20 protein-coding genes are annotated in these 20,515 nt (G+C 53.8%); 5 read left to right on the top strand and 15 right to left on the bottom strand.

Annotated elements, in window-relative coordinates; genetic code table 11:
• Nucleotides 1-95: 95 nt before the first annotated feature.
• The 3 genes from recJ to xerD are packed head-to-tail and all read right to left on the bottom strand — an operon-like array spanning nt 96 to nt 3,468.
• The gene (gene recJ, locus OGW44_RS22910; RefSeq protein ID WP_016157413.1) at nt 96-1,829 is read right to left on the bottom strand and encodes a single-stranded-DNA-specific exonuclease RecJ; all 1,734 of its coding nucleotides are present in this window, start codon (nt 1,827-1,829) and stop codon (nt 96-98) included.
• A 5-nt stretch (nt 1,830-1,834) separates the two neighbouring features.
• Nucleotides 1,835-2,548, bottom strand: a complete 714-nt coding sequence (gene dsbC / locus OGW44_RS22905) for a bifunctional protein-disulfide isomerase/oxidoreductase DsbC (RefSeq protein ID WP_047357820.1) — start codon at nt 2,546-2,548, stop codon at nt 1,835-1,837.
• A gap of 23 nt (nt 2,549-2,571) precedes the next feature.
• Nucleotides 2,572-3,468, bottom strand: a complete 897-nt coding sequence (xerD, locus tag OGW44_RS22900) for a site-specific tyrosine recombinase XerD (protein ID WP_046274931.1) — start codon at nt 3,466-3,468, stop codon at nt 2,572-2,574.
• Between the two features lie 113 nt (nt 3,469-3,581).
• Here xerD and fldB point away from each other — a divergent pair, with 113 nt between their 5' ends.
• Nucleotides 3,582-4,103 carry a flavodoxin FldB gene (fldB, locus tag OGW44_RS22895; RefSeq protein ID WP_016154347.1) on the top strand — a complete coding sequence of 174 codons (522 nt, stop codon included), beginning with the start codon at nt 3,582-3,584 and terminating at the stop codon, nt 4,101-4,103.
• A 100-nt stretch (nt 4,104-4,203) separates the two neighbouring features.
• On the opposite strand, the gene OGW44_RS22890 is transcribed toward fldB, so the two are convergent.
• Nucleotides 4,204-4,611, bottom strand: coding sequence for a protein YgfX (locus tag OGW44_RS22890; protein ID WP_016154348.1), 408 nt, complete (start codon nt 4,609-4,611; stop codon nt 4,204-4,206).
• The gene (sdhE, locus tag OGW44_RS22885; RefSeq protein WP_016154349.1) at nt 4,592-4,858 is read right to left on the bottom strand and encodes an FAD assembly factor SdhE; all 267 of its coding nucleotides are present in this window, start codon (nt 4,856-4,858) and stop codon (nt 4,592-4,594) included. Before sdhE ends, OGW44_RS22890 begins: the two co-directional genes overlap by 20 nt.
• A 257-nt stretch (nt 4,859-5,115) precedes the next feature.
• On the opposite strand from sdhE, the gene ygfZ reads away from it, so the two are divergent.
• Nucleotides 5,116-6,096, top strand: coding sequence for a tRNA-modifying protein YgfZ (gene ygfZ, locus OGW44_RS22880; RefSeq protein ID WP_019077629.1), 981 nt, complete (start codon nt 5,116-5,118; stop codon nt 6,094-6,096).
• 79 nt (nt 6,097-6,175) lie between these two features.
• Here ygfZ and trhA read toward each other — a convergent pair whose 3' ends face one another.
• The gene (gene trhA, locus OGW44_RS22875) at nt 6,176-6,835 is read right to left on the bottom strand and encodes a PAQR family membrane homeostasis protein TrhA (RefSeq protein ID WP_016154351.1); all 660 of its coding nucleotides are present in this window, start codon (nt 6,833-6,835) and stop codon (nt 6,176-6,178) included.
• Nucleotides 6,836-6,998: 163 nt separating this feature from the next.
• Nucleotides 6,999-7,310 carry a N(4)-acetylcytidine aminohydrolase gene (gene yqfB / locus OGW44_RS22870; protein ID WP_101700204.1) on the bottom strand — a complete coding sequence of 104 codons (312 nt, stop codon included), beginning with the start codon at nt 7,308-7,310 and terminating at the stop codon, nt 6,999-7,001.
• Nucleotides 7,311-7,362: 52 nt separating this feature from the next.
• Between yqfB and OGW44_RS22865 the strand changes: the two genes are divergently transcribed.
• Nucleotides 7,363-8,091 carry a MurR/RpiR family transcriptional regulator gene (locus OGW44_RS22865; protein WP_003838265.1) on the top strand — a complete coding sequence of 243 codons (729 nt, stop codon included), beginning with the start codon at nt 7,363-7,365 and terminating at the stop codon, nt 8,089-8,091.
• A 120-nt stretch (nt 8,092-8,211) separates the two neighbouring features.
• Entirely contained in the window at nt 8,212-9,645 is a 1,434-nt protein-coding gene (bglA, locus tag OGW44_RS22860; RefSeq protein ID WP_185654449.1) for a 6-phospho-beta-glucosidase BglA, read from the top strand.
• A 94-nt stretch (nt 9,646-9,739) separates the two neighbouring features.
• Here the strand turns inward: bglA and OGW44_RS22855 are convergent, their stop codons facing one another.
• The 8 genes from OGW44_RS22855 to OGW44_RS22820 all read right to left on the bottom strand — a co-directional run bounded on the left by OGW44_RS22855 (nt 9,740) and on the right by OGW44_RS22820 (nt 20,002).
• On the bottom strand, nt 9,740-10,483 hold the full coding sequence (locus tag OGW44_RS22855) for an SDR family oxidoreductase (RefSeq protein ID WP_046274935.1): 744 nt from the start codon (nt 10,481-10,483) through the stop codon (nt 9,740-9,742).
• A gap of 61 nt (nt 10,484-10,544) precedes the next feature.
• On the bottom strand, nt 10,545-13,418 hold the full coding sequence (gcvP, locus tag OGW44_RS22850) for an aminomethyl-transferring glycine dehydrogenase (protein WP_185654448.1): 2,874 nt from the start codon (nt 13,416-13,418) through the stop codon (nt 10,545-10,547).
• A gap of 176 nt (nt 13,419-13,594) precedes the next feature.
• Nucleotides 13,595-13,984 (bottom strand): glycine cleavage system protein GcvH, encoded by a 390-nt coding sequence (gcvH, locus tag OGW44_RS22845; RefSeq protein ID WP_003026965.1) that lies wholly within the window; start codon nt 13,982-13,984, stop codon nt 13,595-13,597.
• 25 nt (nt 13,985-14,009) lie between these two features.
• A complete protein-coding gene (gene gcvT, locus OGW44_RS22840) occupies nt 14,010-15,104 on the bottom strand; it encodes a glycine cleavage system aminomethyltransferase GcvT (protein ID WP_016157417.1) in 1,095 nt (364 codons plus the stop codon).
• Nucleotides 15,105-15,556: 452 nt separating this feature from the next.
• On the bottom strand, nt 15,557-16,759 hold the full coding sequence (gene ubiI, locus OGW44_RS22835) for an FAD-dependent 2-octaprenylphenol hydroxylase (protein WP_016154357.1): 1,203 nt from the start codon (nt 16,757-16,759) through the stop codon (nt 15,557-15,559).
• 139 nt (nt 16,760-16,898) lie between these two features.
• Nucleotides 16,899-18,077 carry a 2-octaprenyl-6-methoxyphenyl hydroxylase gene (gene ubiH / locus OGW44_RS22830; protein ID WP_016154358.1) on the bottom strand — a complete coding sequence of 393 codons (1,179 nt, stop codon included), beginning with the start codon at nt 18,075-18,077 and terminating at the stop codon, nt 16,899-16,901.
• A complete protein-coding gene (gene pepP / locus OGW44_RS22825) occupies nt 18,074-19,399 on the bottom strand; it encodes a Xaa-Pro aminopeptidase (RefSeq protein WP_185654447.1) in 1,326 nt (441 codons plus the stop codon). The genes ubiH and pepP overlap by 4 nt, the downstream gene beginning before the upstream one ends.
• Before the next feature lie 24 nt (nt 19,400-19,423).
• Nucleotides 19,424-20,002 carry a YecA/YgfB family protein gene (locus OGW44_RS22820; RefSeq protein ID WP_016157420.1) on the bottom strand — a complete coding sequence of 193 codons (579 nt, stop codon included), beginning with the start codon at nt 20,000-20,002 and terminating at the stop codon, nt 19,424-19,426.
• 167 nt (nt 20,003-20,169) lie between these two features.
• On the opposite strand from OGW44_RS22820, the gene zapA reads away from it, so the two are divergent.
• On the top strand, nt 20,170-20,499 hold the full coding sequence (zapA, locus tag OGW44_RS22815) for a cell division protein ZapA (protein WP_006686880.1): 330 nt from the start codon (nt 20,170-20,172) through the stop codon (nt 20,497-20,499).
• The last annotated feature ends 16 nt before the right edge of the window (nt 20,500-20,515 follow it).

The following is a 20,515-nucleotide window of genomic DNA, read 5'->3' as shown; positions in this document are numbered from 1 at the left end:
GCGATTTCGCCCCAGTCACGTACTACTCATACGCTCATGGAGACTCATCCACTTGCCGCCTCAATGCAGCTTGAATGATTTTGTGTAAAGTGACGCTAAAGTGGCCAGATATTATCGATTATAATCTGCAGGCTGCGGTTGCCGCGAAACTCATTAATATCCAGTTTGTAGGCAAGCTGAACTTCGCGAACACCGTTATCCGGCCAGCAGGTGGTATCAACGTTAAACGCAATACCGTCCAGCAACGGTCCACCACCGACGGGCTCCACCATCACCTTCAGATGACGCTCACCGACCAGACGCTGCTGGAGCAGACGGAAATGCCCGTCAAACAGCGGTTCCGGGAACATTTGTCCCCACGGTCCGGCATCACGCAGCATTTGCGCGACCTCCATGGTCATCTCCGCCGCGCTCAGAGCACCGTCTGACACCACTTCGCCCTGCAGTAAGGCAGGGTCCAGCCACTCGGTTACCAGTTCACCGAAACGCTGCTGGAAACGCTCAAACTGCGCCTCTTCCAGCGACAAACCCGCCGCCATAGCGTGACCGCCAAACTTGAGGATCATACCTGGATGAAGAGTGTCCAGGCGCTCCAGCGCATCGCGCATGTGCAACCCCTGAATCGAGCGCCCGGAGCCTTTCAGCGTACCGTCACCGGCCGGGGCAAACGCAATTACCGGACGGTGAAAGCGCTCTTTAATACGCGATGCCAGAATCCCAACCACTCCTTGATGCCACTCGGGATGATACATCGCCAGACCGCCCGGTAGCGTATCGCTACTGCGCTCCAGCTTTTCACACAGAGTCAGCGCTTCCGCCTGCATCCCCTGCTCGATCTCTTTGCGCGTCTGGTTGAGTGCGTCCAGCTCATTAGCCAGCACGCGTGCTTCACCAATGTTGTCGCACAGCAACAGCGCCACACCAACGGACATATCGTCCAGACGCCCCGCTGCATTCAGCCGTGGCCCGAGGGCAAAACCTAAATCACTGGCAGCCAATTTGAGTGGGTCGCGATTGGAAATCTCCAGCAGCGCTTTTATACCAGGGCGGCACTTTCCGGCACGAATACGGCTTAAGCCTTGCCACGTCAGAATGCGGTTATTGGCATCCAGCGGGACCACGTCGGCCACCGTACCAAGCGCAACCAGATCGAGCAAATCCGCCAGGTTCGGCGGCGCAATTCCTCGTTCATCAAACCAGCCTTTGTCACGCAGGAAGGTGCGCAGCGCCAGCATCAGATAGAAGGCCACGCCAACGCCAGCCAGCGATTTAGACGGGAATTCACAATCGTGCAGGTTAGGATTGATGATCGCTTCAGCGCCCGGCAGCGTGTCCCCTGGCAGATGGTGATCGGTCACAACGACCGGGATCCCCAGCGTTCTGGCATGTTCAACACCCGCGTGGGACGAGATGCCGTTGTCGACGGTGACAATCAACTGAGCGCCACGGGCATGGGCCTGATCAACGACTTCCGGGCTTAAGCCATAACCGTCTTCAAAACGATTAGGCACCAGGTAGTCCACGTTACTGCAGCCCAACGCGCGCATCGCCAGAATGCTGAGCGCGGTGCTGGTCGCGCCATCGGCGTCAAAATCGCCGACCACGATGATTCGGGTTCCTTCGCGAAAAGCGTTATAGAGGATTTCAACCGCTTTTTCGACACCGTTCAAATGCTGCCACGGCAGCATGCCTTTCACACTACGCTCAAGCTCCTGCGCGCTGCGCACGCCGCGGCTGGCGTATAAACGGCGCAGCAATGGCGGCAAGTCGGCAGGTAGCTCGGCGGTCTCGTCGGCTTCACGCCGACGAAGTTGTATCTGTTGTTTCACGCGAATTATTTACCGCTGGTTTGTTTTGCATGTGCGTCGAGGAATTCTTTCATCTCTTTCGGGCCCTGATAGCCAGGCACTACATAGCCATTGCTCAGCACAATCGCCGGCGTACCGCTGACGCCGAACTGTACGCCCAGCGCGTAGTGGTTAGCGATGTCCACATTACAGGTCGCTGGCTTCACATCTTTGCCAGCCATGGCGTCGTCAAAGGCTTTGTTTTTGTCCTTCGCACACCAGATAGATTTCATATCCTGCTCGGCCTGGCTTTCCAGTCCCTGACGAGGGAAGGCCAGATAGCGTACGGTAATCCCTAACGCATTGTAGTCTTTCATCTCTTCATGCAGCTTGTGGCAGTAGCCACAGGTGATGTCGGTGAAAACGGTAATGACGTGTTTTTCCTGCGGCGCTTTGTAGACGATCATCTCGTTTTCCAGCGCGTTCAAATGCTTCATCAGCAGTTGGTTGGTGACGTTTACCGGGCTTGCACCGCTCACGTCATACATCGGTCCCTGAATAATATGTTTACCGTCTTCGGTAACGTACAACACGCCGCTATTGGTCAGTACAGTTTTCATGCCCGCAACCGGAGCAGACTGAATCTCGGTACTCTTAACACCCAGCTTCGCTAATGACTGGCGAATCGCCGCATCGTCTGCATGTACCATGCCGGAAAACGCCGTCGCCAGCAGGGTGAACATCATAAAACGTTTTTTCATAACCTATCCTTTCCTGTCAGCACTCACGCTCGCGGGTGATGCTGTTGATGTAGTTGCCGCAAGCGCTCCGTTGCGACATGAGTATAAATCTGCGTTGTCGAGAGGTCGCTATGCCCCAGTAGCATCTGCACCACGCGCAGATCAGCGCCATGGTTGAGCAGATGCGTGGCAAACGCATGCCGCAGAACGTGCGGGGACAGCTTTTCGCTGTCGATTCCAGCCAACACAGCATAGTGTTTGATACGATGCCAGAAGGTTTGACGAGTCATCTGTTGCGCCCGCTGGCTGGGAAACAGCACATCTATTGATACACCGTTGAGCAACCACGGACGCCCATGCTCCAGGTACGTTTCCAGCCAGTACACCGCCTCCTCACCTAACGGGACAAGGCGCTCTTTATTACCTTTACCGATCACCCGAACCACGCCCTGACGCAGGCTGACGTCACTCATCGTCAGCCCCACCAGTTCAGACACGCGCAGGCCTGTGGCATACAATACTTCCAGCATGGCTTTGTCGCGAAGTTCCAGCGGTTGTTCTATCAGCGGCGCCTGCAGAAGTCGTTCGACCTGTGCTTCGCTGAGATCTTTGGGCAGACGCTGCGGAAGTTTAGGTGATGCAAGCGAGGCGCTGGGGTCATCTTCGCGATATTTTTCACGGTACAGATGCTGAAAAAAACGCCGCATTGCACTGAGCAAGCGTGCGGAACTGGTGGCTTTATATCCCCCATCCATCCGCTCAGCCAGCAATGCTTGCAGGTCATCACTCTGCGCGGTCGCAAGCGAGGCGCCGCGGTGATGTAGCCATTCGACAAGCATGATCAGATCGCGACGATACGCACTTAGCGTGTTTTCCGCCAGATTTCGTTCCAGCCACAGGGCATCAAGAAACTGCTCGATGCGCGCCAGATCCTGTTCCACTCGCGCCCCTTATTTCACTCTCATTTTTGATGCATTATGCCTCATTGTGCCGAGAATGCGGCGATTCTGTTACACTACCCGCAACGCTACAGCAGAATTGAGATGTTTACGTCATGAACATGGGTCTTTTTTACGGTTCCAGCACCTGCTATACCGAAATGGCAGCAGAAAAAATCCGCGATATCCTGGGTCCCGAACTGGTGACACTGCACAACCTCAAAGATGATTCCCCGACCTTAATGGAGCAGTATGACGTGCTCATTTTAGGCATCCCAACCTGGGATTTCGGTGAAATCCAAGAGGACTGGGAAGCGGTCTGGGAGCAACTGGACGACCTCAACCTGGAAGGCAAAATTGTTGCGCTTTACGGTATGGGCGATCAGTTGGGATACGGTGAATGGTTCCTGGATGCGCTGGGTATGCTGCACGATAAACTGGTCACCAAAGGCGTAAAATTTGTTGGTTACTGGCCAACCGAAGGGTATGAATTTACCAGCGATAAGCCCGTCATTGCCGATGGACAGCTGTTTGTTGGCCTGGCGCTGGATGAAACAAACCAGTACGATCTCAGCGATGAACGCATTCAGGCCTGGTGCGAGCAAATCCTTGGTGAAATGGCCGAACACTGGTCCTGATAACCATTTTGCCGGATGTAGGCGTAAACGCCATATCCGGCCTACATGCCGCACCGAACCGTAGACCTTAACGCTGCACGCCATCAGGCATTCATCAGCATTATCCCTGCTTCGCCTGTTGCAGTATTAACCGCCGCAAATCCCGCCACTCCGCGTCATCCATACTGTCTGCCGCCAGCCACAAATGCTGACGTTTTCCGGCATCGGAACGTAAACGCAGCATCATGCCTGTTTTGACCATCCAGGGTGCGCTAGCAATAGTCCACTCTTGCCCTTGCCAGCGCAGACGACCGTCCATCAACAGCCGAATCTCGCCCTGACAGGCATTGATTCGGCGCTGGCTACGGACGCTATCGAACACCACCAGAGAGAGCAGAACCAGCCATAATGGGGTGTAGCTCAATGGCCAGGGCATCAATAAAATAAATACCGCGACCAGCCCATGAATGAGCAGCGAAAGCCATTGCGCGCGCCATGAAACGCGTAAATCAGATTGCCACTGGACCACGTTCCCGATTCCGTGTCTGGATAAGTCGCACCATCTGCTCTAGCTGAGCATCAGCCGGTTTCCCATGATTCATCAACCAGTTAAATAAGTCTGGATCATCACATTCTAGCAGACGGATAAAGATACGTTTTTCTTCGTCACTTAAGCTGTCATATTCATGTTCGAAAAACGGCATGATCGAGATGTCCAGCTCACGCATACCGCGACGGCATGCCCAATGAATACGTGCTTTGTTGTTAATATCCATGTTCTTCTTCCTGTCTCGCGAAAACGAAGTATCCCGCTATTGTAACGTGTTTTTCCCTCATATTTACGGGAATATCAGCAAACGGAAGCGTGCTCGCTAAATAAAACCACATTAAGTCAAAGGATTCAGCATTTTTGGATGTCTCCTCGCAAAGCTTAATATATGGCACAAATAGCCTGTTTAAACCGCTTGCAATGGGCCATAGCTCTTTTACCATTAGTCATTATCACTGCGTTAAGCAAATCAGGACATTAATTATGGCTTTTATATCTTTTCCTCCTCGCCAGCCTTTCGCGTCAACGCGCTTGCCTCTGACGCTAATGACGCTCGATGAATGGGCGCTCGCCACCATCACCGGTGTCGACAGTGAGAAGTATATTCAGGGTCAGGTCACAGCGGATGTCAGCCAGATGACTGAGCATCAGCACGTGTTGGCAGCACATTGTGACGCCAAAGGTAAAATGTGGAGCAACCTGCGTCTGTTCCGCCAGGGTGACGGTTTTGCATGGCTTGAGCGCCGTAGTCTGCGCGATGCGCAGCTCACCGAACTGAAAAAATATGCGGTCTTCTCGAAGGTGGCGATTGCCCCGGACGACGAGCGCGTACTGCTGGGCGTCGCGGGATTCCAGGCGCGCGCAGCGCTGGCCAATCTCTTTAGCGAATTACCAAACAGCGATAAGCAGGTCATTACTGAAGGTTCTTCCACCATATTGTGGTTCGAACATCCCGCTGAGCGTTTCCTGCTGATCGTTGATATTGCAACGGCGGAAACCCTGGTAGAGAAGCTGCGCGGTGAAGCGGAGTTAAATAACAGCCAACAGTGGCTGGCGCTGGATATCGAAGCAGGTATTCCGGTGATTGATACTGCCAACAGCGCACAGTTTATTCCGCAAGCCACCAATCTGCAGGCTCTGGGCGGGATCAGCTTTAAAAAAGGCTGCTATACCGGTCAGGAAATGGTTGCTCGCGCAAAATTCCGCGGAGCCAACAAACGAGCCATGTGGACGCTGGCAGGGGCGGCCAGTCGGGTACCGGAAGCAGGTGAAGACCTGGAGCTGAAAATGGGTGAGAACTGGCGTCGTACCGGCACCGTACTCGCCGCAGTGCAACTGGCGGATGGACAGGTACTGGTGCAGGTTGTGATGAATAACGACATGGAAGCCGACAGCGTGTTCCGCGTTCGTGACGACGCGAAAACGCTGCATATCGTACCGCTGCCTTATTCGCTGGAAGAGTAAATCGCCGGGTGGTGACTTTATCTTACCGGGTCACGAGTTTTAAAGACCCGGTAAGCACAGCACCGCTGGGTAATAATAATTACGCCTGCCCCACGTACAGGTAGATCGCCAGGAAATGGCAAACGCTGCCACCCAGCACAAAGCCGTGCCAGATCGCATGGTTGTATGGAATGCGCTTACAGACGTAGAAAATAACGCCCAGCGAATACACCACACCACCAACTGCCAGCAACGTCACACCACCCACCGCCAGCTTAACCGCCAGTTGATACACCACAATCAGCGATAGCCAGCCCATCGCCAGGTAGGTTACCAGCGACAGGACCTTAAACCGGTGCGCGATGGTCAGTTTGAATAAAATACCGAGCAGCGCCAGGCTCCAGATAACAATCATCAGTCCACGTGCCAGCGGCGAATCCAGCCCCACCAGCAGAAATGGCGTGTAGGTCCCGGCAATCAGCAGATAAATCGCGCAGTGGTCGAACTTTTTCAGCCAGACTTTCGCTCTTTGATGGGGGATCGCGTGATATAAAGTTGAGGCGAGGAACAGCAGGATCATGCTGCCGCCATACAGGCTATAGCTGGTTATCGCCATGGCGCTGGCGTTGGTATCCACTGCCTGAACCAGCAACAATACCAGTCCGACAATCCCAAACACCAGCCCGATACCGTGACTGATGCTATTGGCTATTTCCTCTGCCAGCGAATATCCCTGCGCAATTAATGGCTTCTGAACCATATTTTACTCCCGAGAAACGAACACTATCGTGATTGCTCCTCTAGCGTAACTGAGAATGGTTCCAGTGAACACCTGTTAGCTAAAATATTTGCCAACTAAATAACAATCCATAAAAATCATGATGTTATATTTTAATATTCAGCTAACATGCGTACCTTTAGAATCAAAGGCATTTAAAATCAATCACATAAAATTGTGTTTGATCCGGGTAAATCTCGGCAATCACGTGTTTAAGTTCTTCTAGTGTCATGTTTTCCTGGTGAGCATGTTTCTCTGTCAGCGTATCCAGCGTGACGGTTGAGGTGCCAACAACCTCAATCGTGCAGAAGTACCCCTCATCTTCGAAGCGCCCAACCCGTAGAATGTCACCGGCTTTGAAGTGTGATTCGGACTCGTCACGAATCGTAATAGTTTTGCGTCCGGCCAGAATGTCATCCTGGAAACGCTGAAAAAAAGTGATGTCATTTGGCTGCATGTTATTATTCCCTGTAGATGAAGTCTGATGAGTGAGTTTTGCCATTGTGAGTATGTTCTCCCACGCTGCCATCGCCAGTCTCAACAATCTTGAGATGCTGGTCTACAACTATGTCATCAAAAACCGTGACAAAGTCATGTACATGACCATTCGCGAACTGGCTGATGCCGTGGGCGTTTCCACCACCACCGTACTGCGCTTTTGCCGCAAGCTTAAGTGTGAAGGTTACTCAGAATTTCGCGTACGCTTCAAATTATATTTAGAGCAGAATGAACCGCAACAGGCTAATTTCGGTGCCAGCGAAATTATCAGCTTCTTTAAAGGCGTCAATAACGACGAGTTCGACAAACTACTCGATCAGGCTGTTGATATTATATTATCTTCCGAGCGTATTATATTCGTCGGAGCGGGAACATCCGGAGCTCTGGCAAAATATGGCGCTCGTTTTTTCTCAAACGTCGGAAAATTTAGTAACCACATCGATGACCCTTATTTCCCGGTAACTAATGATATGGCCAGAAACGCGCTGGCGATCGTGCTTTCCGTTTCTGGAGAAACCGAAGAGATCCTACGCTTTGCCAGCCAGTTCAGTCTGCATAACTGTAAGGTTCTGTCGGTCACCAGCCATGAACATTCGCGCCTCGCGAAACTTGCCGACTTTAATCTCTCCTGGCACGTTCCACAGACACGCATTGCCGGGGTATACGATATAACCACGCAGATCCCCGTTATTTATATTCTGGAATCACTCGGTCGCAAGCTGGCGAAAAGAATAGCGTAAAAAAACAATATGTTTTTTTGATGTAACAAATCACATTAACGCTATTTTGTTATATCGTGACATTTATCTTTCCTTTGTTAGACTCAAAATCAGATTGTATTAATTTGAGACTGAGCGCAGATGAAAAAACTTACCTTACCAAACGATTTTTTATGGGGCGGCGCGGTTGCGGCGCATCAGGTTGAAGGCGGCTGGAATAAAGGTGGCAAAGGGCCCAGCATTTGCGACGTACTGACCGGGGGGGCACACGGCGTTCCGCGAGAAATCACTCAGAACGTCGTGCCAGGTAAGTACTACCCCAACCACGAAGCCGTCGATTTTTACGGACATTACAAAGAAGACATTAAGCTGTTTGCCGAGATGGGCTTCAAATGCTTCCGTACGTCAATTGCCTGGACCCGTATCTTCCCCAAAGGGGACGAAACCCAGCCAAACGAAGAAGGGCTAAAATTCTACGACGACATGTTTGATGAACTGCTGAAGTACAATATCGAACCGGTCATCACCCTTTCCCACTTCGAAATGCCTCTACACCTGGTTCAACAGTACGGTAGCTGGACCAATCGTAAAGTCGTCGATTTCTTTGTCCGTTTTGCTGAAGTGGTCTTTGAGCGCTACAAGCACAAGGTCAAATACTGGATGACCTTCAACGAAATCAACAACCAGCGTAACTGGCGTGCACCGCTGTTTGGCTATTGCTGCTCCGGCGTGGTGTATACCGAGCATGAAAACCCGGAAGAGACTATGTACCAAGTGCTGCACCACCAGTTCGTGGCCAGCGCTCTGGCGGTGAAAGCCGCACGTCGCATCAACCCTGAAATGAAAGTCGGCTGCATGCTGGCAATGGTCCCGCTATACCCGTACTCCTGTAAGCCTGAAGATGTGATGTTCGCGCAGGAATCGATGCGTGAACGCTATGTATTCACCGACGTTCAACTGCGCGGCTACTATCCATCTTATGTACTGAACGAGTGGGAGCGCCGCGAATTCAATATTCGAATGGAAGCTGGCGATGAACAAATCCTGCGTGAAGGTACCTGCGACTATCTCGGATTTAGCTACTACATGACCAACGCGGTAAAAGCGGAAGGTGGTAGCGGCGATGCAATTTCCGGTTTTGAGGGCAGCGTGCCGAACCCGCACGTCAAAGCATCCGACTGGGGCTGGCAGATTGATCCGGTCGGCCTGCGTTACGCCTTATGCGAACTGTACGAGCGTTATCAGAAGCCGTTGTTTATCGTTGAAAATGGATTTGGCGCTTACGACAAAGTGGAAGAAGACAGCAGCATCCACGACGACTACCGCATCGACTATCTGCGCGCCCACGTCGAAGAGATGATGAAAGCGGTAACGTATGACGGCGTAGATCTGATGGGCTACACGCCGTGGGGCTGCATCGACTGCGTCTCGTTCACCACCGGCCAGTACAGCAAACGCTACGGTTTTATCTACGTGAACAAACACGACGACGGCACCGGCGATATGTCGCGCTCGCGTAAGAAAAGTTTTGAGTGGTATAAAGCGGTGATTGCCAGCAACGGCGAGAATCTGTAATTTTTTGCCGGATGGCGCTGCGCTTATCCGGTTTACGGGAACTGAACCTGTAGACCAGAGCAGACATTTACGCCGCCATCCGGCAAGCAACGCATTACTTCCCGCCGGCCAGCTCCAAAAAACTGCCCGTGACGTAAGACGCCTTTTCACTCAGCAGCCAGGTAATCGCCTGCGCGACCTCTTCCGGCTGTCCGCCGCGCTGCATAGGCAACATGGATTTCACGCGATCGACCCTTCCCGGCTCACCGCCTGACGCATGCATTTCCGTGTAGATAAGACCGGGTCGCACGCAGTTCACGCGTATCCCCTGCGCCGCAACCTCCAACGCGAGGCCGGTGGTAAGCGTGTCCACCGCACCTTTTGAGGCTGCATAATCAACATATTCGAACGGGGCACCAAGCCGTGACGCCGCCGAAGAGACATTCACAATCGCCCCGCCCTGACCGCCGTGCTTAAACGACATGCGCTTTACCGCTTCCCGACAACACAGAAAATAGCCGGTAACATTAGTCGCCAGGACGCGATTAATACGCTCAGCGGTTAGGCTTTCCACCGTGCTCTGTTCAAACAAAATCCCGGCATTGTTCACCAGAGCAGTCAGCGGCTCGCCCTCGCGGTCAATGGACTCAAACATCGCCCCGACCTGGCTTTCATCGCTGATATCTGCCCGCAGAGCAAACGCCTTTCCTCCCGTAGCGGCGATATTGTTCACCACCTCCGTTGCCGCACGAATATTGTGATGAAAGTTAACGGCGACCGTGTAACCCTCTAGCGCTAACTGCAGCGCGGTTGCCCGGCCAATACCGCGACTGCCCCCCGTAACCAGTGCTATAGCCATCACTATTCTCCCCAAAAATAAAGGCGCCGAAGCGCCTTTAAAAGATAGCTGAATCAGTCGATTACTGATAATCGCTCAGCGGCACGCAGGAGCAGAACAGGTTACGGTCACCGTAAACGTCATCAAGGCGTTTCACGGTCGGCCAGTATTTGTTCGCTACGCCCGCCGGGAAGACGGCGATTTCGCGGCTGTAACCGTGATTCCACTCCGCGACCAGCTCATTTTGCGTGTGCGGGGAGTTAACCAGCGGGTTATCTGTAAGCGACCATTCACCGGCTTTCACGCGATCGATCTCTGCGCGAATTGCCAGCATCGCATTGATAAAGCGATCCAGTTCCACTTTGCTTTCCGATTCAGTCGGTTCCACCATCAGCGTACCCGCTACCGGGAACGACATGGTCGGCGCATGGAAACCGTAATCGATCAGACGCTTGGCAATATCCAGTTCGCTGATGCCGGTCTCTTCTTTCAGTGGGCGAATGTCGAGAATACATTCATGTGCCACGCGACCATCGCGACCGGTATACAGCACCGGATAGGCATCTTTCAGACGGCTGGCAATGTAGTTAGCGTTCAGGATCGCCACCTGGCTTGCCTGCTTCAGACCTTCTGAGCCCATCATACGGATGTACATCCAGCTGATCGGCAGAATGGATGCGCTACCGAACGGTGCTGCAGAAACCGCGCCCTGACGGGTGAGCATCCCTTCAATCTGTACTACGCTATGACCCGGCACGAACGGCGCCAGATGCGATTTAACACCGATTGGTCCCATACCTGGGCCGCCGCCGCCGTGCGGAATGCAGAATGTTTTATGCAGGTTAAGGTGTGAGACATCGGCACCGATAAAGCCCGGTGTGGTGATCCCAACCTGAGCATTCATGTTCGCGCCATCAAGATAAACCTGGCCGCCAAACTGGTGCACAACGTCGCACACTTCACGGATCGTTTCTTCATACACGCCATGAGTAGAGGGATAGGTCACCATGATGCAGGAGAGGTTTTCACCCGCCTGTGCCGCTTTTTCACGCAGATCGCCAAGATCGATGTTGCCGTTCTTATCACAGGCGACAACCACTACCTGCATACCCGCCATCTGTGCGGAGGCCGGGTTGGTACCGTGGGCAGAGGCCGGGATCAGACAGATATCGCGATGGCCTTCGTTACGGCTTTCGTGATAATGGCGAATCGCCAGCAGACCCGCATACTCGCCCTGCGCGCCGGAGTTCGGCTGCATGCAGACTGCGTCATAACCGGTCAGTTTTACCAGCCATTCGGAAAGCTGGCCGATCATCTGGTGATAACCTTCTGCCTGCTCTGGCGGGCAGAACGGATGCAGTTCAGCGAATTCCGGCCAAGTGATAGGGATCATCTCGGCGGCAGCGTTCAGCTTCATGGTGCAAGATCCCAGCGGGATCATTGCCTGGTTCAGGGCCAGATCTTTGCGCTCCAGCGAGTGCATGTAACGCATCATCTCGGTTTCGCTGTGATAGCGATTAAACACCGGATGGCTAAGGATCGCATCATCACGCAGCATGCTGTCCTGAATGGAACGGCTGTCGAGCGCCACGTCTTTGTCCAGCGTTTCGATGTTCAGACCGTGGCTGTCTCCCAGCAGAACATTGAACAACTGCACCACGTTTTCACGGGTGGTGGTTTCATCAAGCGTAATACCTACCGCGTTATGGATATCGCTACGCAGGTTGATTTCTGCCGCTTCAGCACGCGCCAGTACCGCAGCCTTATCGGCCACTTCAACACACAAAGTGTCAAAGTAGTGCGCATGACGCAGCTTTAATCCTTTTTGTTGCAGACCGGCTGCCAGAATATCGGTCAGACGATGGATGCGATTAGCGATGCGTTTCAGGCCAACCGGGCCATGATAAACGGCATACAGGCTGGCGATGTTGGCCAGCAGAACCTGCGAGGTACAAATGTTGGAGTTCGCTTTCTCGCGGCGGATATGCTGTTCGCGAGTCTGCATCGCCATGCGCAGGGCGGTATTACCCGCTGCATCTTTGGAGACGCCGATAATACGGCCTGGCATGGAGCGTTTGAATTCGTCTTTAGCGGCAAAGAATGCCGCGTGCGGGCCGCCGTAGCCCATCGGTACGCCGAAGCGTTGCGCAGAGCCGAAAACGATATCCGCGCCCTGTTTGCCCGGTGCAGTCAGCAGCACCAGCGCCATAAAGTCGGCAGCGACGCTGACCACTATTTTACGGGATTTCAGCTCAGCCATCAGGGCGCTGTAGTCGTGCACTTCACCGGTGGTGCCAACCTGCTGCAACAGCACGCCGAACACATCCTGATGATCCAATGCTTTTGCCGCGTCATCAACAATGACGTCAAAACCAAAAGTTTGCGCGCGAGTACGCACTACGTCCAGCGTTTGCGGATGAACATCAGCCGCCACAAAGAAACGGTTAGCATTTTTCAGTTTGCTGACGCGTTTGGCCATCGCCATGGCTTCAGCTGCAGCAGTAGCTTCATCCAGCAGAGAAGCGGAAGCCATGTCCAGGCCAGTCAGGTCCAGCGTCACCTGCTGGAAGTTCAGCAATGCTTCCAGACGGCCCTGGGAGACTTCCGGTTGATACGGGGTGTAGGCGGTGTACCAACCCGGGTTTTCCAGCATGTTACGCAGGATAACCGGTGGCAGCTGCACGGCGGTGTAGCCCATGCCAATGTAGGACGTGAAGCGCTTGTTACGCCCGGCGATGGCTTTTAATTCAGCCAGCGCAGCGTATTCGGTCGCCGCCTCGCCCACCTGTGGCGGGGTTGCGAGCTGAATGTCTTTCGGCACAATCTGGCCGATCAGCGCGTTTAACGACTCGGCGCCAACCGCATTCAGCATCTCTTGCTGCTGCGCGGCGTCCGGTCCGATGTGGCGTTCAATGAAAGCGCCGCTATTTTCAAGCTGGCTTAACGTCTGTGTCATGGGCGATGGTTCCTGAAACGTGCAGTGAATCGTAGGTGTCTCTACTTACCTGAATACGCAAAAAATTCGCGTTGCAGGAAGGCGGCGACGCAGCACATCCCCAGGAGCTTACATCAGTAAGTAACTGAGGTGTGCAAGAAAGCCAACACACCTGCAACGTGAAGAATGAAGCGTATTTATTCGTCTTCTAACAAAGCTTCATATGCAGTCGCATCCAGCAGCGATTCAATTTCGCTTTCATCGCTGGCTTTGATTTTGAAGATCCAGCCCCCTGCATACGGCTCGCTGTTGACCAGTTCCGGGGAGTCGCTGAGCGCGTCGTTAACCGCAACAATCTCACCGCCTACTGGCGCATAAATATCGGATGCCGCTTTTACGGATTCCGCAACGGCGCAGTCATCGCCCGCGCTGACGGTTGCGCCAACTTCGGGCAGGTCAACGAAAACCATGTCACCTAACAGCTCCTGAGCATGTTCGGTGATCCCAACGGTGTAAGAGCCGTCAGCTTCTTTGCGCAGCCATTCGTGTTCTTTGCTGTATTTCAGTTCTGCAGGTACGTTGCTCATCAATCAATCTCCAAAAAAGGATGAATTACGCGACGGCTTTGCCGTTACGCACAAAAACAGGTTTAGTCACTTTTACCGGCATTTCGCGGTTACGGATCTGTACGATCGCATTCTCACCAATACCCGCAGGGACACGCGCCAGCGCGATGCTGTAACCCAGGGTTGGGGAGAATGTCCCGCTGGTGATAATGCCTTCCTGCTGATTGCCGGAAGCATCGGTGAAACGCACCGGCAGTTCATTACGCAGTACGCCTTTCTCGGTCATCACCAGTCCGACCAACTGTTCGTGGCCTTTTTCACGCTGCATTTCCAGCGCTTCCCGACCGATAAAGTCGCGGTCAGTCGGTTCCCACGCGATGGTCCAGCCCATGTTGGCCGCCAGCGGAGAAATGCCTTCGTCCATCTCCTGACCGTACAGGTTCATGCCGGCTTCCAGACGCAGAGTGTCGCGCGCGCCAAGACCGCAAGGTTTGACACCTGCTTGTACCAGCGCACGCCAGAAGTCTGCCGCCTTTTCACTCGGCATGGCAATTTCATAGCCTGCTTCGCCGGTATAACCGGTGGTTGCGATAAACAAATCACCCGCCTGAACGCCGAAGAACGGCTTCATGCCTTCTACCGCCTGGCGCTGCTCGTCAGTAAACAATGTGGCTGCTTTTTCCTGCGCGTTTGGGCCCTGCACCGCAATCAGCGACAGATCATCTCGAACGGTGATGTCGATGGCGTAAGGTTCAGCGTGTTGGGTAATCCAGGAGAGGTCTTTTTCGCGGGTGGCGGAGTTTACAACGAGGCGGAAGAAATCTTCAGTGAAGTAGTAGACAATCAGGTCATCTATCACGCCGCCCGAAGCGTTGAGCATACCGGAGTAGAGGGCTTTACCCGTCTTCGTTAGCTTCGCGACGTCGTTTGCCAGCAGATAACGCAAGAACTCCCGGGTGCGGCTACCGCGCAGGTCGACGATGGTCATATGTGACACATCAAACATTCCGGCATCGGTGCGAACAGCATGGTGTTCATCAAGCTGAGAACCGTAATGCAGTGGCATCATCCAGCCATGGAAATCTACCATGCGCGCGCCACATAGCGTGTGTTGTTCGTACAAAGGAGTCTGTTGAGCCATCTTTTCCTCGTTGAATAAGCGGGGCTACCAACTCTTTCGCGGTGAAATTTTCGCCACGAAACCCAGCACCGCAGCCGCTCCAGGGGCCACGACGCAAACGTTCTCTTTGTCCTGAACTTACCACCGAAACAGACGCTAAACCATAAGGCAAAATTAACCATCACATTAGCTTATGGCCAAAAACAGCAAAATCACCGGCAGAACAAAACCCCATCTATACGGCAAATAATCAGAATAAAAAATAAATACAAGCTGGAATTAACAGCACCAACCAACATTAAATGTGGAAAAATTATCAAAAATGGCGTTATGAAAAAAACGTAATATTAAAAAAACTAATGCGAAAAAAGGCGTGGAATTAGATTATTTCAAATGAGAGAAGCACCCCGGCGCGCAGGCCGGGAGTGGAAAGTGTGACGGGTCTCAAACTCTTAAGATTGTCCTTACGGACGCTAGCGTAACCACTCAGGAAGATCGTTCAGTCCCATCGCCTGGCGGATGAGCTGTGGTTTTACGCCTGGCAGGGTATCGGCCAGTTTCAGACCAATATCACGCAGCAGTTTTTTCGCCGGATTCTCGCCTGCAAACAGTTCACGAAAGCCCTGCATACCGGCCAGCATCATCGCTGCGCTGTGCTTACGGCTGCGCTCGTAGCGGCGCAAATAGAGATACTGACCAATATCTTTGCCCTGACGCTGGAGCCGCTTCAGCTCATCGATCAGCTCCGCCGCATCCATAAATCCAAGGTTAACCCCCTGACCCGCCAGCGGGTGGATGGTATGCGCCGCATCCCCCACCAGCGCCAGACGATGAGCAGCGAACTGACGGGCATAGCGTCCCGTCAGCGGAAACGCCTGACGCTCGCTTTCAAGGCTGCACAGCCCCAGGCGATTATCAAAAGCGATATTCAGCGCCTGATTAAACTCGTCAACGCTTGCCTGCTGCATGCGTTCTGCTTCTTGCGGCGAAAGCGACCAGACGATAGAGCACAGGTGCGGGTCACTGAGCGGCAGGAACGCCAGGATCCCCTCACCGTGAAACGCCTGCCGCGCAACCGCGCCGTGAGCTTCCTGCGTACGGATAGTCGCCACCAGCGCATGATGACGGTAATCCCAGAAAGTGAGCGGAATATCCGCTTTGTTGCGCAGCCAGGAGTTAGCGCCATCGGCGCCGACCACCAGGCGAGCTGTCAGCATTGCGCCATCTTTCAGGGACAGAAATGCCTCATTCTCACCCCAGGCTACCTGCTGTAACTCTGCGGGTGCCATCAGCGTAATGTCCGCTGAACGCTGCGCTTTTTGCCAGAGTGCGTAATGGATCTCTGAGTTTTCAACGATGTGGCCTAAATGGCTGTAGCCCATGCTCTGGTCATCAAACGCAATACGCCCAAAGCTGTCTTTGTCCCAAACTTCCATGCCGTGGTAGCAACAAGCGCGACGGGCAACAATGTCGGACCAGACGCCCAGTCGGCTAAGCAGTTTTTCACTGGCGGCATTAATGGCCGATACGCGAAGCTGAGGAGGTGCATCCGCCGCCAAAGGCTGCGGAACATGTTGTTCTAACACTGCAACGCGCAACCCGCTGCCCTGCAAGCCGCAGGCAACCGCCAGCCCCACCATGCCGCCACCAACAATTGCTACATCAACACTTTGCACTGTTTGCTCCTGAAAATAGGACAATCAAAAACCGTAGGCCGGATAAGGCAAAGCCGCCATCCGGCATTACTTCCGCGACATTGCCTGATGGCGCTGCGCTAATCAGGCCTGCTTTTTTAATTCGGCCTACAGGTTATATCTATCGCGCAACCCAACCGAGGGTCCGCTCCGCCAGCGCATCGCGCGCAGGCGTGAATAATTCCATCGCCATCAGCCCGACATTACGCCCAACGACCAGCGGGGCCCAGCGATTGGCAAACAAATACACCAAATTGTTGGTCACACCAATCGTCGTTTCGCGATCGCGTTCGCGGCGCTGCTGATAGCGTGCCAGCACCGCATAATCACCGATATCTTCCGCGCAGTTTTGCGCCTGCGTCAACGTCTCAGCCAGGCTCATCACGTCGCGCAGACCAAGGTTGAAACCTTGTCCGGCAATGGGATGCAGCGTCTGTGCTGCGTTCCCCACCAGCACAGTACGATGGGTAATGGCTTTTTGCGCCGAGGTTAATGAAAGCGGATAGGCGTTGCGTTTACCGGCCTGGGTAATACGCCCCAACCGCCAGCCAAACGCAGTTTGCAGTTCGCGGCAAAATTGTTCGTCGGACCAGGCCATAATCTCATCACGCCGCTCCAGCGGATGGCACCATACCAGCGAGCAGCGACCATCAGACATCGGTAGCATTGCCAGCGGACCATATTGCGTGAAACGTTCGAACGCTCGCCCGTCATGCGCAACGGAGGTCGTGACGTTGGCAATCACCGCCAGTTGTTCATAGGGTTGTTGCTGCCAGTCAACGCCGCAGGCGGTAGCCAGCGCGGAGCGCGTGCCATCGGCGGCCACCAACAGGCGACCATTAATCATCTCGCCATTTTCCAGCGTAACCTCAACGCGTTCCTGCGTGCGTGACACGCTGGCTACACGGTCGGGGCAGTGCAGCGTGATGCCCGGCGCTTTACGCAGCAGCGCAAACAAACGCAGCCCGACATCGTGCAGTTCTACCACCTGGCCCAGCGCCGGAATACGGTATTCCTGCGCATCCAGCGTCACAAATCCGGCATGGCCGCGATCGCTGACGTGAACCGTTTTGATCGCCGTTGCGCAATCGGCAATCGCCTGCCATACGCCAATTCGCGCCAGCTGTTGGCAGGTCCCTGCCGCCAGCGCGATCGCCCGGGCGTCAAACCCTGGATGGCGGTCAGTTTCAGGTTCGCTCGCTTCTATCAGGTGAACAGGCAGAGTCCCGTGGCTGAGCTGAGAAATGGCCAGCGCCAGCGTCGCACCGACCATACCGCCACCAACGATAATCACGCTCATTGCAGTCGCGCCGCAGCCATTAAGGCTTCAATGTCATCCGCTTTCTTCACCACGCTGGCGGTCAGGTTCTCATTGCCGTCCTCGGTGATGAGGATGTCATCTTCAATACGAATGCCGATACCTCGATAAGCAGGCGGCACATCGGCGTCCGGCGCGATATACAGCCCCGGTTCGACAGTGAGTACCATTCCTGGCTCGAGAGTACGTGAGCGGTCCTGACCATAAACGCCAACGTCGTGCACATCCAGTCCCAGCCAATGGCTAAGACCATGCATAAAGAATGGGCGATGCGCATTTTCGGTAATCAGTTGGTCGATCTCGCCGTGCAAAATGCCAAGCTTCACCAGACCCGTAATCATGATGCGCACCACTTCGCCGGTGACTTCCTGGATGGACGTACCCGGGCGATACAGGCGCAGACTGGTCTCTAATGACTCCAGTACGATGTCGTAGATTTCACGCTGAGCAGGGGAAAATTTGCCGTTTACCGGGAAGGTACGCGTAATGTCGCCCGCATAACCTTTGTATTCACACCCGGCGTCAATTAACACCAGATCGCCATCGCGCATTTCACTTTCATTTTCGGTGTAATGGAGAATACAGCCGTTTTCGCCGCTGCCGACAATCGTGTTATAGGATGGGTAACGCGCACCATGGCGAGTAAACTCGTGGTGAATCTCCCCTTCCAACTGGTATTCAAACATTCCCGGACGGCATTTTTCCATCGCGCGGGTATGCGCCAGCGCACTGATCTCTCCGGCACGGCGCATGACCGCAATTTCTTCTGGTGATTTGACCAAGCGCATTTCATGCACCATTGGACGCCAGTCGATGATCGCGGCGGGTGCGTGCAGATTTTGTCTGGAGCCTTTACGCAGTTTATCCAACGCCGTGCACACAATCTCATCTGCCCAGGCATATTCGCCCTGCGCGTGGTACACCGCTTCCAGGCCATTGAGCAACAGGTGCAGCTGTTGGTTGATTTCACTGAAGGCCAGCGCCCGGTCAACGCCGAGTTTTGCCGGTGCGGCATCCTGGCCCAGACGACGGCCAAACCAGATCTCCGCCGTCAGATCGCGAACCCGATTAAACAAAACGCTGTGGTTATGAGTGTCATCACTTTTAATCAGCACCAGCACGGCTTCCGGTTCGTTAAAACCGGTGAAGTACCAGAAATCACTGCTTTGGCGGTACGGGTATTCACTGTCCGCGCTGCGCGTCGCTTCAGGCGCGGCAAAAATCAGCGCGGCGCTGCCGGACTGCATTTGTGCCAGTAAAGCCTGGCGACGACGCTGGAATTCTTGCTGAGATATCTCGCTCATCACACTCTCCTTTGCGTTTCGTTCTTAGTGCAGAGTCGGTTTACGGACTTCCGGCGCGGTCGGCTGCTGACGCGTAAACGTGTCATGACACAGCAAGGCGGCTACGCGCACGTATTCGATAATCTCTTCGAGCGACATTTCCAGCTCTTCCTGATCTTCGTCTTCGTCATATCCCAACTGAGCGATATTGCGCAGGTCGTCAATCGCTTCACCGGTTTCACCGGTCACTTTGTCGAGCTTTGGCTGCGTAACGCCAAGGCCCAGCAAAAAGTGGTTTACCCACCCCGCCAGCGCATCGGCACGATCAAACACGCTAACGTCGTCGCCTTCAGGCAGATAAAGCTGAAAAAGGAAACCGTCGTCCTCGAGGGCATCGCTGGTGGCTGAGTGCATTTTCATCAGTGCCTGAGCCAGCTCGTGACCGAAGGCCAAACCTTCGTTCGTCAGGTCGTGCAGCAGCGGCTGCCATGAGCTGTCGTTGTTGCCGCCGCAAATCATCCCGCTGATCAAGCCGTGCATTTCGGCCGGGGTTAATCCAGCCCCTTGTTGGTTCAAAAACTGGCTAACGTCGTTGTAGCCAGGCATTTCGTTCTGTATAGACATAAGCATTCGTCATCAAAGGGAGGAATATTCATGGTATGCTACCACTTTGGGCCCTGGTGGACCAGAAAAGGGCTTGTATCTTGATACCAGGGTAGCTATAGTGTCGCCCCTTCGCGGACCCAAGGTCTGGAGACGAAGGCAGCGCAGTCAATCAGCAGGAAGGTGGCATGTCTGCACAACCCGTCGATATCCAAATATTTGGCCGTTCACTGCGAGTGAATTGCCCGCCTGAACAAAGGGATGCGTTGAATCAGGCTGCGGACGATCTCAATCAGCGATTGCAAGATCTGAAAGTTCGCACTAGAGTCACAAATACTGAGCAGTTGGTTTTCATCGCCGCGTTGAACATCAGCTATGAATTAACTCAGGAAAAAGCGAAGACGCGTGACTACGCGGCGAGCATGGAACAACGTATTCGGATGCTACAACAGACCATCGAACAGGCGTTGCTTGATCAGGGTCGCATAACCGAAAAAACGGGCCAAAACTTTGAATAACACTTTTCGGTTTACT

Origin of the sequence: Citrobacter sp. Cb023, assembly GCF_030336805.1 — a bacterium.
Classification (GTDB): Bacteria; Pseudomonadota; Gammaproteobacteria; order Enterobacterales; family Enterobacteriaceae; genus Citrobacter; species Citrobacter braakii.
Note: the sequence above shows the minus strand (reverse complement) of the source record. Positions and strands in the feature narration are given on the sequence as shown.

Excerpts from the sequence above, each read along its gene's own strand:
- gcvP (WP_185654448.1), bottom strand. The coding sequence starts at position 13,418 with ATGACACAGACGTTAAGCCAGCTTGAAAATAGCGGCGCTTTCATTGAA.
- OGW44_RS22820 (WP_016157420.1), bottom strand. The coding sequence starts at position 20,002 with ATGTCTATACAGAACGAAATGCCTGGCTACAACGACGTTAGCCAGTTT.
- zapA (WP_006686880.1), top strand. The coding sequence starts at position 20,170 with ATGTCTGCACAACCCGTCGATATCCAAATATTTGGCCGTTCACTGCGA.
- fldB (WP_016154347.1), top strand. The coding sequence starts at position 3,582 with ATGAACATGGGTCTTTTTTACGGTTCCAGCACCTGCTATACCGAAATG.
- gcvH (WP_003026965.1), bottom strand. The coding sequence starts at position 13,984 with ATGAGCAACGTACCTGCAGAACTGAAATACAGCAAAGAACACGAATGG.
- dsbC (WP_047357820.1), bottom strand. The coding sequence starts at position 2,548 with ATGAAAAAACGTTTTATGATGTTCACCCTGCTGGCGACGGCGTTTTCC.
- gcvT (WP_016157417.1), bottom strand. The coding sequence starts at position 15,104 with ATGGCTCAACAGACTCCTTTGTACGAACAACACACGCTATGTGGCGCG.
- ubiH (WP_016154358.1), bottom strand. The coding sequence starts at position 18,077 with ATGAGCGTGATTATCGTTGGTGGCGGTATGGTCGGTGCGACGCTGGCG.
- pepP (WP_185654447.1), bottom strand. The coding sequence starts at position 19,399 with ATGAGCGAGATATCTCAGCAAGAATTCCAGCGTCGTCGCCAGGCTTTA.
- ygfZ (WP_019077629.1), top strand. The coding sequence starts at position 5,116 with ATGGCTTTTATATCTTTTCCTCCTCGCCAGCCTTTCGCGTCAACGCGC.
- sdhE (WP_016154349.1), bottom strand. The coding sequence starts at position 4,858 with ATGGATATTAACAACAAAGCACGTATTCATTGGGCATGCCGTCGCGGT.
- yqfB (WP_101700204.1), bottom strand. The coding sequence starts at position 7,310 with ATGCAGCCAAATGACATCACTTTTTTTCAGCGTTTCCAGGATGACATT.
- trhA (WP_016154351.1), bottom strand. The coding sequence starts at position 6,835 with ATGGTTCAGAAGCCATTAATTGCGCAGGGATATTCGCTGGCAGAGGAA.
- bglA (WP_185654449.1), top strand. The coding sequence starts at position 8,212 with ATGAAAAAACTTACCTTACCAAACGATTTTTTATGGGGCGGCGCGGTT.
- OGW44_RS22855 (WP_046274935.1), bottom strand. The coding sequence starts at position 10,483 with ATGGCTATAGCACTGGTTACGGGGGGCAGTCGCGGTATTGGCCGGGCA.
- OGW44_RS22865 (WP_003838265.1), top strand. The coding sequence starts at position 7,363 with ATGTTCTCCCACGCTGCCATCGCCAGTCTCAACAATCTTGAGATGCTG.